We start from the raw sequence: 12797 nt of genomic DNA on the forward strand, positions 1-12797 counted from the left end.
TCAAAATTGCAATAGGGGCACCAGACACCACGATAGAAAGTCACTACCAAGGGGCCTTTGGCGAGCAAAGCTCTCGAAAAGACTAGGTTGCCTTCTGAATCAGGTAACGTAAATTCGGGCGCTCGTTCACCTGCTTTGAGGGCGCGCTCGGCATTTCCATTTTCGATCAATTCACGGGTGGAACGATGAAAGGCTTCCACCGCAGCGGCAGGAGCCTTGTTGGCTTCAAAATCTGCCTTAAAAGCGTCGAGTTTTTCTTGAAGAGACATAATTTTATTCCTATTTTGTGGTTTTTCATTGACATGAGGGTTACATCACGGTCCAGTCAAAGACTGGTAATGCATTCAGGCTTTCGTGAACCGATCCATCTGCCTACTATTCAGTATTGCTCATTTGTTTTTTAATTGGTAGTGGTAATATATGTCTAATAGTTATTTAAAAAACGAATGACTGATCGAATCTCGACCTTGCGCTTGTTTTGCCGTGTGGCCACAACCGGTAGCTTTACGGCTGCGGGCAAAGAGATTAACTTGTCCCAGCCCTCTGTTTCCAGAATCATCTCCAAACTGGAAAAGGATCTAGGGGCGGCACTATTTGTCAGAAGTACCCATGCAGTGAAATTAACTGAGGCCGGGGCGGACTATCTGGCGAGAATAGAACCGATTCTGTCTGCTTTGGAAGAGGCTAATCATCTGGTTCGTAGTGATGGAAAGTTGCAGGGGCGATTGAGAGTGGGGGTTGCCATAAGCTTCGCGGTACGCGAAATCATTCCTCGCCTTCCCGATTTTCTGGCTCAACATCCGGGGTTGCATGTTGATCTCGTGCTGACTGATTCGCGCCAAGATTTGATCGATCAGGCTATTGATGTTGCACTACGTTTTGGTCCGCTCAGCGATTCAACTATGGTCGCGCGGCAGCTAGGGGTAACACGACGGCTGATAGCTGCTTCTCCCGCATATTTGGCGAAGGCCGGAACGCCACAAATTCCTGCAGACCTTGCAGGGCATCAAGTGATTATTGGGCCTTCGAGTATGGGGTCTACTGGCTGGAGTTTTAAAAAAGACGGCAAAACTTTGTCCGTAAAAGTTGAAGGTCAGCTCATGGTGAGCGTCAATGAGGCGTCAACGGCTGCTGCTTTAGCTGGAATGGGGATTATCTCCACGGCTTTGTGGGGGTGTAGGGCAGAACTCGAAAGGGGTGAACTCGTTCAAGTTCTTGCAGATTGGGAAATCGGGACTATCGAAGTTAATGCTTTGCTCGCTGGAGGGAGAGGTGCAAAGCCTTCAGCTCACGCCTTTGCAGATTATCTCGTAGAATCGTTCCGCAATAGCGCTTCAATCTAGATGGAATTGAATAGTTATTGAGAGGTTGTCTGAGAAGTCTCATTTGCTACATCCAAGCCCCCGTTAGTAGCCCAACTTTAGGGGAATTTTACCATCAAATGGATTCTTGTTCCCCCCAAGCGAGGGATTGCTCGCTTGGGGGGCTAGGGGCAAAATTCAGTATCAAAAAACTTGGGAGATATCCTCTTAGTTAAAAATACGGTTTTACTATAGTTAACTATTAATTAGCTTAGTAACACAAGCTAAGAATTGTATCAATAATCATGACCTACCATAACAACAGACGGGATTCACTCATACACAATCGGGAGCTACTTGGTGATTTACCCCCAGAAATCGCTAGTCATATTGTTGATTTTGCCATTAACATTACCCCTGAACTCACCAAAGGGCAGTTTGCCGAAGATCAAATCTGCTGTTTAAAAGCATTGATTAACCAAACTAGCGAAATGATCAGCAACTTCAATCCGGCAACGGCAGTCGTAACCACAACGGTAAATGGTCACTTACCTCATGTTCAAACCGTCGAAAAAATGCCTTCTTCTCGGATAGTGATAACTCACTAACTCCTCGGTCGTACAACGCATCACTAAACAATTCAACAAAATTAAAAACACCATAATCCGGTCCTCGTGGGTTTTCACCCATAGAGGAATTTTCTTTATAAGTAGGAAGACGCTGATCCCAATTAAACAAACCAATTTGGTCAAAAGTTTCCGTCAATCTAGCATTCGTTCGCAAGACTTGGTTTGTCTTTGGATGGGGGTCTAAGAAGGGAAAATTAACATTTGCTTCCCCTTTAACCTCAGCATTAAACATCTTGATATGCTTTTCAATGCGGTAACGGTCTGTAGTAGGATTATCAAAATCTAGATTCAGATCTCCTAATAAGATAAAATTGGGATAATACGCTCGATCATGTTCGATAAACCGTCCTAATATCCATGCCATCAGTGCATCAAATTCCTGACGGCGATCCGAGATATAGTCCCCAAAATACAGATGAGCATTAACTGCCATAAATTCATAGGGGTTAGTACCAGGATGACCAACAATTCTAAAACTGACACAGAACGGTTGGCGAGCAAATGTTAGAAACACTGGCATCCTAACCTTCGGCTTCTTAGGGGGTTTACCTAACTGATTTGAGTTCCACTGATCCAGTTCTTTTAGATAGTCCACATAGGGTAAAATAGCCTGATTGATATGATTATAGTTACGAGCCAAGGTTTCTAACACCTTAGTACGGTCAAAAGAAATATCTGAGACCACTTCACCCCGCTTAACCATCGACAAATTATATATAAATCCCAGTCTTTCCCCTAATCCTGGTTCATTAGGAAACACCCCAGTTCGATCAGACACAATCGTACCAAACTCTGAGCCCATCCGCCCCTTCAACTCCTGGAAACTACTCAGGTCATCCATGATTTCTTGGACAGCCAGCAAATCAAAGTGCTTACAAACATGAGCCAAAAAATCCCAGGTTTGAGGACTGCGCTTAGTTACCGCACCCAGTTTTCGGATATTAAATGACCCCAACACCACCGAGCCATATTCCCGCTTAGGCAATCCATACTTAGTAGGCTCGTCAGCCAAAGTTTCTCGGATTTTTCCCCATTCTTCTCCAGTAAATTCAGACATAATATTATTTTAAATGTAAACATAGGATTGATCAAAAAAGGGAATCGGGAATCGGGAATCGGGAATCGGGAATCGGGAATTGGGAATCGGGAATCGGGAATTGGGAATCGGGAATCGGGAATTGGGAATCGGGAATTGGGAATCGGAAATCGGGAATCGGGAATCGGGAATCGGGAATCGGGAAGAGTTACCCAAAATACCTATATACTTGATTAACTCTTGCCTCTTGCCTCTTGCCTTCCCCTCCTGGGAGGGGTTAGGGGTGGGTTCCTCTTGCCTCTTGCCTCTTGCCTTTTGCCTTATTCCCTATTCCCTTGTATTTAATGATTAAAAATTGTCAAACCATTATTATCCTTCGAATCTTCAAAAATTGCTCCCCTTTTCTTAAAGTCAAGCTTCATCTCTTCAGAAATTCCTAAATTATTTACCAACCGGGCTTTCTCTAATTTAGCATCACTCAGATTCACCTTACTCAAGTTAGTCTCCCCCAGAAGAGCACATCTGAGGTTAGCAGCACTCAGTACTGTATAATCCATCGAGGCATAACTTAAGTTGCTGTAACTCAAATTAGCATGATTAAAAATGGCATAATTCAAAGTAGCACAACTTAAGGTAGCACCAAATAGATTCGCTTCGCTGAGGTTAGCACCAAATAAATTAGCATAACTCAGATTAGCATTACTCAGGATAGCATGGCTGAGGTTGGCATTACTCAGGATAGCATAGCTAAAGTTAGCATTGCTGACTATAGTACCCCTAAGATTACTACTGCTGAGAATAGCACGACTGAGGATAGCCTCGCTGAGATTAGCATGACTAAGATTAGCCTCACTAAGATTAGCCTCATTCAGGTCAGTGCCAAACAAGTTAGCTCCCAATAAGTTAGCACCAAATAAATTAGCCCCGTTGAGTTTAGCCAGGCTAAGGTTAGCACCACTCAAATTGACACGGCTGAGGTTAACACTACTCAAATTAGCACCGCTGAGATCAGCGCCTGCACAATCGGATGTTGTATTAAGACCAGCAATTCTCCCTATCTCCAAAAAGTCCTTAGTTTTATCCTCTATAGAGCGATCGATTAACGGTTGCCCTTCTGGCCGAATTTCTTGATTAGACATAGGTTGACTTAACCAAAATTAATATATGATCATCAAAATTTTACTCTATACAGCTTTGAGGGCAATGAGCTCATCCCTGATACAGTCAGTCGCCCATTGAACCTCCTTTCATTGTCTTGATGCAGTCGCTGAGGATGTTACAATTAAAAAGCTGCTGGGAATAGTAGGTAAAAACAGACATTATTTAAGATGCTTACCCATTGGAAAAAATCCCTAGCCAAGAGTGCTGGACTATTGGCTGTTTTGACTCTTGTACAGGGTTTTTACCTGAGTCAATCAGCTTTTGCGCAATGCGTTCCGAGTAATTTTTCCTCCGACTGGTTACAACGACAGGAGGACCTTGGTGGTCACACCATAGATCGCCATGTTGGTAAAAGTGATCAACAACTAGTAGACCGATTAATTAATGCTCCCAGAATCAGCGCAGCTAGCACCTATCCCGATTTGGGAACTGCTGCCACTAATATTCAAGCTGCTTTGAGAGCCAACCGGAATACATTAAATAGTTGGGTTCTTGATGCTGCTACAGGTGAGAAGCGAGCTGTTAACTATAGGGCTAGGCAAGTAGTTGGTCGTGTGGCTAGCCGTCCTGCTTCTATGAGCAATATTTCTAATAGTAGGAAGTTGCGTGTGGTTATGGAAAAAACAGCAAAGGGAGATTGCTTACTTCTTACGTCATATCCCGCTAGATAACTGCTCAGGGGATTGTAGATTTGATAGTTTAGATTTTATAGTTTAGACTGACCCTTGCTTAAACTATAATATCTTGTATTTATTGAATCTTCAGTCTCTAATTCTCCAATCTTCAGTCATTACTCAACATTAGCCATTAACTATACACCAAAAATCTACCCATGAGCCAAAAACCTAACTACGAAAATCTCTACAGTTTTCTTGCTGGGGAGTTTGCTGAAGCTGATTTTGAAGGTAAAAGTGATCAAGAGGTAGTTCTTGGCTGCAACAATCCAGAACTTGCTAAGTGGCATCGTACCATAATTGCCGAAGGACGGGTTGCTTTGGCTTCTCGCTCCTTTCCCTGGAAAGATGTGGGTGACTATGCCAATCGCCATTTTGAAACTGAAGAAAGTGCTAGAAAATGGCTAACAGAAATGCTCGACCTGTTGGAAAGTGGTCTTGATTAAGTATCCGGAAGAGAGTAAAGTACTTTATCTGATAGCTGATAGCACCTCAAGTAGCGTGGCACAGGCTTCTAGCCTGTGAGGTAGCGCATTAGCTGAATCCTCACACTTATAGAGATTGCTACTGCCTTTTTTTTCTAAAAATTTCCAATACAAGCTGCTTGGCTCGCTTCCGCCAAATTCCCATGACCACTATGAAAAAAAGGGTATTATTTCCCCGATTAAACTATACTCGAAACTTGAGAATTTGTCCTTACCCAAGTTGCAATAATTCCCGGTTATAACTGGAGTGATGAATCCCCAAAAAAAAATCCATACATGTACCTAGCCATTGTCAAGGTTTTTTTTCCATAACAGTGGGGTATAGGTCTGGGGAATCCTCTCAAGTAAACAGGACGAGTGAATCATGGTAAAAAAACGGTCTTATCGGGAACAATATAAAGAAGAGATGGGTGGGTTGATTGATGGAATTGATCTATCGGAAATGCAGAAGCGGTTTATCAAAGCTCGCTGGCTCGACCAAGTGTTGTGGTTAGACAAGCGAGCAAATCAGTGTCGCAACCGCTATTATACCCTGCGACTGTTGACCATTATCGGAGGGGTAATTGTTCCCGCTTTAGTCGGTATCAACAGCAGCAACGGTCAAATCAGAGTAGCTCTGGGTTGGACTGCTTTTGCAATGAGTCAGATAGTGGCAATTAGCGCCGCTTTAGAAGAGCTATTTCAATCTGGCAAACACTACACTCAGTATCGCAACACCGCAGAAGCCATGAAGATAGAAGGCTGGCAATTTCTTCAGTTAAGTGGACCTTACCAACGTCTAGAAAACCACACCCAGGCATTTACCCAGTTTTCCTCCCGTGTCGAGGCGCTGATTAAAAAAGATGTAGAAGGATACATCAGCGAGGTTCAGCAAGAGCAGAAACATGCCAGGGAGGAAACAGAGTTCCTATCTCAAAATCCAACTCAAAACCCAACTCAAAACCCAGGTATGGCTGAGTCACAACTCAACGAACAATTACAACAGGCAGCGATTCGATAAGCCACCCAATTCCCAAATGATTACCCCCTCAGAGGGGGTAATCCTGGTAATCCCTCAAAGATCTCCAGACTTATCTGCCAAACGTGCTAGCTGGTCTTGAGGAAAAGAAGATTTTAGATAAGCTAACCTTAATTGCTGCGATCGCTACTATCGGTTGACTGCTGAGTGCTAAGCAGCTAATGGTAAAACTGTTACGTTAGTGAAATGTTAGGGAATTGTATAACTATAGGTTCCGAGAGTTGTGAGCCCAAGTTTCTCTCAAATAGTTATATTGAATCCCTACTGAACTACTTAACTACCAAACATGAAGACTTTTTTCGATGCCTTCATCTCCTACGGACGAGCTGATAGCAAAGTATTTGCTACCAAACTACACCAACGATTAACCGAACTTGGTTTCAGAATCTGGTTTGATCAACAGGATATTCCTCTGGGTGTAGACTTCCAAAATCAAATTGATGATGGCATTGAAAAATCCCATAACTTCTTGTTTATCATTGCTCCCCATTCAGTCAAATCTGCTTATTGTCTCAAAGAGATTCAACTCGCCGTTAAACTCAACAAACGCATCATCCCTATACTCCATGTTGAACCTACGGATTGTTGGGATAAGATGCATCCAATTATCCAAAAAATTAACTGGATCTATTTCCAAGATAATACAGATGATTTTGAAAAATCCTTGGCTGGGTTACTGCAGGTAATCCACCATCAAAGTGATTACGTCAGACAACATACGGAAATTTTAGTCAAGGCATTGGAGTGGTCTAGACATCAAAAACAAACCAACTACTTGTTAATTGGAGAAGAGCGAAAACAGGCTCAATCTTGGCTAAAAGTTAGGTTTGATGAGCAGCAACCTCCTTGTGTTCCTACAGACCTACAGTGTGAGTTGATTTGTGAAAGCACCAAGAATGCCAATAACCTTCTGACCCAGGTGTTGATCTGCTACGCCGATCAAGATAAGCCGGTGATGCAGAAAATTGCTAAAACTTTAATGCGGCAAAGCTTCACGGTTTGGACGAATAAGACCGATATTGAAACCGGTACTCCATTCCAAGACGTAATCAATCAAGGCATTGAGGGAGCTGATAATATTGTCTACTTAATCTCACCTGCTTCCGTGACATCAGACTATTGTCAGCAAGAAATCACCCACGCCTTGGACAACAACAAACGTATTATTCCCCTCTTGATTGAATCCACAGAACTAGAGGGCATCCCTCCCCAGATCAGAGGGCTACAATTTATTGATTTTACTACCTATAAGGATGAAGATAAATACCGCATTGAGGCTGACAAACTGATTAAGGTATTGCATCAGGATGAGCGCTACTACTCAGACCATAAGACCTTATTAGTAAAGGCGATTAAATGGAAAAATCAAAATCGTAATCTCAGTATTTTACTGCGGGGATACAATTTGCGATATTATGAAACTTGGCTCACTATTAATCAGGAACGTAGCCTTCATCCTCCCCTACCCCTTCATCACGAATTTATTACTGAAAGTAGCCATCAAATTACCTCATCCTCTTTAGAGGTGTTTATCTCCTATTCCCGAGCAGATTCCGATTTTGCCCGTCAGTTAAACGAGGCACTCCAAATTCAGGGAAAAACCACTTGGTTTGACCAAGAAAGCATTCCTCCAGGAAGTGATTTTCAGCAGGAAATCTATCGGGGTATTGAAAATTGTGACAACTTTTTATTTATTATTTCCCCTCGTTCAGTGAATTCACCCTATTGTGCAGATGAGGTTGAATACGCCCAGAGTTTAAATAAACGCTTTGTGACTATATTACATCACAAAGTAGCAGCAGACCTGTTACATCCGGCATTAGCTAAGATACAGTGGATAGACTTTAGAAATTATCGGGGAGATTTTTATGCCAATTTCAGTGAATTGATCAGAACCCTAGATACTGACCGAGACCATGTCCATAACCACACCAAGTTGTCTCAGCGATCCTTGGAATGGGAAAAAAACCACAAAACTCTTGACTTGCTGTTGCGGGGGATTGAGTTTTCCATTGCCCAAAAGTGGTTCTTGGAAGCTGAGCGAGATCATAAATATCCTCCCCCAACTCCTTTACAGAAAGAATTTTTTGAAGCCAGTAACAACGCTATTGAAGCGGCAAAAGAAGCCGAAAAACAGCGACAAGCAGAAATTCTAAGCTTGCAGGAGGAACGTACAAAGGAAGCGAAAGCACGACTAGCAGAACAGAATAAAAGAGTTAGACAACAAAAATTATTGATTGTCGGAGTCATTATAGCATTTGTAGCGGCTGTTGGCACTCTTATCTATCAAATTAAACAAAAGAAGTTGGCTAACAAGAACCTTAAACTTGCTAGAATAAACAATCTTCTCTCAGAAGCAAAGGAGTCTTTACCAGAAAACCATAAAAACCCTACTATGGCTTTACGCCTTGCCGAGGCTGCTTATAAGATTGACAATCAAGGGCCTCAGGTTTCACAAGTACTGAATAGAGTCTACCATTCAGCAATTCATAACCGCTCCTTTTTTTACTATGCCAATATGGGACATAAAAGGGATGTGACTAGTGCAGTATTCTCGCCGGATGGTAGTATAATTCTCACAGCTTCAAAGGATACCACAGCAAAATTGTGGAATCTCAAGGGGGAGCTAATCAAGACCTTAGAGGGACATTCTGCTAGGGTTAATTCTGCTGTATTTTCGACCGATGGCAACACAATAGTGACTACCTCAGAGGATAAAACAGCTAAGTTGTGGGATAAGGAAGGCAAATTGCTCAATACCTTACAAAGGCATGATTGCAATCCCAACAGTCAGTGCCAGGTTAATTCTGCCGTCTTTTCCCCTGATGGTCAGACAATTCTCACCGCTTCTGATGATAATACGGCTACATTATGGAATAAAAAAGGAAAACTAATTAACACCTTGAGCGGGCACAAAGATATCGTCGTCTCTGCGGTCTTTTCTCCTGATGGTCAGACAATTCTCACCGCTTCACGGGACAAAACTGCCAAATTATGGGATAAGGATGGGAAGTTTATCACAACTCTAAATCAGGATAGGGGTCTTACCTCTGCGATATTTTCTCCCGACGGAACTAAAATTATCACTACCAGTAAAGATAAGACAGCTAAGTTGTGGAAACAAAATGGCAAGCTGATCAAAATCTTGAAGGGACATAACGGTTTGGTTAATTCAGCTTTATTTTCCCAAGACGGTAAAATTATTACCGCCTCTGAAGATGGCACTGCTAACTTATGGGATAAGGATGGAAACTTAATTAAACCCTTGGAGGGACATTCAGAGCCAGTAAAAAAAGCCTTGTTTTCCCCAGACGGTAAAAAGATTATTACCGTTAGTGATGATGATACTGCCAAAATTTGGGATTTGGATGGAAAAGTTATCGCTAATTTAATCGGTCATCAAATATCGGTTACCACTGCAGCGTTTTCTCCCGATGGACAAAAAATTATTACCGCCTCTGATGACTCGACAGTCAAGTTATGGGATATCACCCAACAACCCGTTAATTCTACTTTTAGACATTCAGTACCTGTGAATTCTGCTGTGTTTTATCCTAACGGCAACAAAATATTGATAGCCACTACCGATAAAAAGCCTTATTCATCGGATCTGAGCGTAAAATTGCTCAAGCAACTTCCTTATGACTGTGATATCGAGAAGAACTGTGCTGTAAAAACAGCAGCTTTCTCCCCTAATGGTAACTATGGCGATCGCCTGATCATTGATATTAATTTACATGATAACTATAATAACTTAACGATATTCGGTAGCAGTGGTGCTAAATTGGCCAGCTTTTCCGAAGATGACCAGCAAATTTTCACTACCTCTAACGATCACACTGCCAAGTTATGGGATTTTAGTGGCAGTAAACTTATAGAAATCTCAGAATACAAAGGACACAAGGGGGTAGTTAATTCCGCTGTGCTATCTCCTAACCGCCAGCAAATCCTTACGGCTTCTAAGGATAAACTGGCGAAGTTGTGGAACTTGAACGGAGAAATAATTACTAATTTTAAAGGACATAAAGGTGCTGTTAATTCCGCCGTCTTTTCCCCTGATGGTAAAACAATTCTCACCGCTTCAGCAGATGACACCATAAAACTGTGGGATTTGAATGGAAAGGAGATCCCAACCTTTGCAGTAAGCCCCGGTAAAGGACATATGTCTGATGTTAATTCAGCGGTGTTTTCTCCCGATGGTAAAACAATTCTTTCTGCTTCTGACGATAAAACTGCCAAGTTGTGGGATTTAAACGGTAGGTTAATCCTGGAGATGAAAGACCTTGCTCCTGCTGCTGTGAACTCTGCCGTCTTTTCTCCCGATGGCACCAAAATCCTCACTGCTTCAAGCAATGGCACTGTCAGCGTGTGGCTGATGCTGGAGGATATTGTTGAGTGGTTGAAAACAGCTAACATTTATCGGCTGTCAGAAGAAGATTGGGACGAATTTGGTTTAGAGGACAGCGATCCTAGATCAAATCCTACTGATGTCAGATACCCTTATTGATCGTTATCAAAAAAAGGTAGTATTTCCCAGATTCAACTATACTCGAAACTTGAGCATTTGTCCTTACCCACGTTGTCATAATTCCCGGTTATAACTGGGGTGATGAGTCCCCAAACACAATCCATACATGTACCTAACCCTTGTCAAGGTGTTTCTTTCATCCATAACAGTGGGGTATAGGTCTGGGGAATCCTCTCAAGTAAACAGGACGAGTCAATCATGGGAAAAAAACGGTCTTATCAGGAACAATTTAAAGAAGAGATAGCTGGGTTGATTGATGGGATTGATCTATCGGAAATGCAGAAGCGGTTTATCAAAGCTCGCTGGCTCGACCAAGTGTTGTGGTTAGACAAGCGAGCAAATCAGTGTCGCAACCACTATTATTCCCTGCGAATGCTCACCATTATCGGAGGGGTAATTGTTCCGGCTTTAGTCGGTATCAACAGCAGCGACGGTAAAATCAGAGTAGCCTTGGGTTGGACTGCCTTTGGACTGAGTCAGGTAGTGGCAATTAGCGCCGCTGTAGAAGAGCTATTTCAATATGGCAAACACTACACTCAGTATCGCAACAGCGCAGAAGCCATGAAGATAGAAGGCTGGCAATTTCTTCAGTTAAGCGGACCTTACCGACGTGTAGAAAAGCACACCCAGGCATTTACCCAGTTTTCCTCCCGTGTAGAGGCGATCATCAGGAAAGATGTACAAGGATACATCAGCGAGGTTCAGCACGACCAGGAACAGGCCAGGGAGCAAACAGAGTTAATCCTATCTCAAAACCTAACTGAAAACCCAGGTCAAAACCTAACTCCAAACCTAGGTATGGCTCAGTCAGAACCCAACGAACAATTACAACAGCAACGGATTCCAGAAGCCAGCCAATTCCCAAATGATTTCCCCCTCAGAGGGGGTAACCCTGGTAATCCCTTTCCTCAGGAATTTGACCCAAGCAATACCTTTAATGCTCCAGCCAATCCCTCTGCTAACGATATCCCCAGAATCTGGCAGGAAGAAGACGGGGATGAGTTTGTTCATCCTAGCCAAATCAAAGGCAATGGTTTCAAAACCAGCAGTAATGGCGGAACTCCTTCCATGGTCTTATTGGATGATTTAGCAACCTCAGCCTCAAACAACACTCCCATGGTTTGGCAAGAAGAGGATGAGGATGAGTTGACTGAAGCTAACCAACTCGAACAACTCGAAAGCACTCCCTTAACCGAAAACAACAACCATGACCTGACTCCTCCAACTCAGGACTCTCAGGATTCCGTCCCCTGTCGAGCCGAATCCGATTTTGTAACCCCGTCAGTAGTTGCGGATATTCTCAAGTGTCCCCTCAAAGATGTCCAGACTTATCTACCAGAGATGCTGGCTGGTCTTGAGGAAAAGAAGATTTTAGATAAGCTAACCTTGATTGCTGCGATCGCTACTATCGGTGTCGAAACCGGTGGTTTCCGTCCTATCAATGAATACGGTAATGCCAAATACTTCACCAAAATGTACGAAGGTCGCAAAGACTTGGGCAATACCCAACCAGGAGATGGAGCCCGCTATCATGGGCGCGGCTTTATTCAAATTACCGGTCGGGCTAACTACAGGGACTACGGCCAAAAAATTGGTCTAGGCAGCACCTTAGAAAAGAATCCGGAACTTGCCCTCAAGCCCAAAATTGCTGCTCAAATTTTAGCCTGCTATTTCTTGGACCGCAAGGTGTATCAAGCGGCCAGAGATGGAGACTGGCGGAAAGTCCGCAGGCTAGTCAATGGAGGCTACAACGGTTGGGAACAGTTCTACACCTTTGTCCAACGAGCTGAGCACATGCTTTAAGTTTCTAGACCAAAATACTCAGGGGATGCAGCTTAGTGTAGACAGTAAGCTGACTGCTGACTGCTGACTGCTGACTGCTTAGCAGCTAATGGTAAAACTGTTACCTTAGTATAACCTTAGGGAATTCTATAACTGTAGGTTCTGAAACTTGTGAGCCCAAGT

General features: G+C 43.0%; 10 protein-coding genes. 6 read left to right on the plus strand and 4 right to left on the minus strand.

The features are described from left to right. The coding region (locus F6K52_RS06380; RefSeq protein WP_293075496.1) for a redoxin family protein at positions 1-269 on the minus strand (269 nt) is incomplete at its 3' end. 177 nt (positions 270-446) lie between these two features. Between F6K52_RS06380 and F6K52_RS06385 the strand changes: the two genes are divergently transcribed. Further along, positions 447-1343, plus strand: a complete 897-nt coding sequence (locus F6K52_RS06385) for a LysR family transcriptional regulator (protein WP_293075498.1) — start codon at positions 447-449, stop codon at positions 1341-1343. A 462-nt stretch (positions 1344-1805) separates the two neighbouring features. Here the strand turns inward: F6K52_RS06385 and F6K52_RS06390 are convergent, their stop codons facing one another. The 3 genes from F6K52_RS06390 to F6K52_RS06400 form a co-directional block, all read right to left on the minus strand. Continuing rightward, positions 1806-2987 (minus strand): endonuclease/exonuclease/phosphatase, encoded by a 1182-nt coding sequence (locus F6K52_RS06390; protein ID WP_293075500.1) that lies wholly within the window; start codon positions 2985-2987, stop codon positions 1806-1808. Positions 2988-2996: 9 nt separating this feature from the next. Continuing rightward, complete coding sequence (locus tag F6K52_RS06395; protein WP_293075502.1) at positions 2997-3182, minus strand: hypothetical protein; 186 nt, start codon at positions 3180-3182, stop codon at positions 2997-2999. A gap of 125 nt (positions 3183-3307) precedes the next feature. Continuing rightward, the gene (locus F6K52_RS06400; RefSeq protein WP_293075504.1) at positions 3308-4105 is read right to left on the minus strand and encodes a pentapeptide repeat-containing protein; all 798 of its coding nucleotides are present in this window, start codon (positions 4103-4105) and stop codon (positions 3308-3310) included. A 189-nt stretch (positions 4106-4294) separates the two neighbouring features. On the opposite strand from F6K52_RS06400, the gene F6K52_RS06405 reads away from it, so the two are divergent. The 5 genes from F6K52_RS06405 (at position 4295) to F6K52_RS06425 (ending at position 12635) form a co-directional block, all read left to right on the plus strand. Further along, positions 4295-4798 (plus strand): RNase A-like domain-containing protein, encoded by a 504-nt coding sequence (locus F6K52_RS06405; RefSeq protein WP_293075506.1) that lies wholly within the window; start codon positions 4295-4297, stop codon positions 4796-4798. 161 nt (positions 4799-4959) lie between these two features. After that, a complete protein-coding gene (locus tag F6K52_RS06410) occupies positions 4960-5247 on the plus strand; it encodes a hypothetical protein (RefSeq protein ID WP_293075508.1) in 288 nt (95 codons plus the stop codon). A gap of 403 nt (positions 5248-5650) precedes the next feature. Beyond that, a complete protein-coding gene (locus tag F6K52_RS06415) occupies positions 5651-6286 on the plus strand; it encodes a DUF4231 domain-containing protein (RefSeq protein WP_293075511.1) in 636 nt (211 codons plus the stop codon). Between the two features lie 304 nt (positions 6287-6590). Next, on the plus strand, positions 6591-10811 hold the full coding sequence (locus F6K52_RS06420) for a TIR domain-containing protein (RefSeq protein WP_293075513.1): 4221 nt from the start codon (positions 6591-6593) through the stop codon (positions 10809-10811). Positions 10812-11030: 219 nt separating this feature from the next. After that, positions 11031-12635 carry a DUF4231 domain-containing protein gene (locus F6K52_RS06425; RefSeq protein WP_293075515.1) on the plus strand — a complete coding sequence of 535 codons (1605 nt, stop codon included), beginning with the start codon at positions 11031-11033 and terminating at the stop codon, positions 12633-12635. Positions 12636-12797: the final 162 nt, after the last annotated feature.

Source organism: Moorena sp. SIO3H5, from assembly GCF_010692395.1.
Lineage (GTDB): Bacteria > Cyanobacteriota > Cyanobacteriia > Cyanobacteriales > Coleofasciculaceae > Moorena.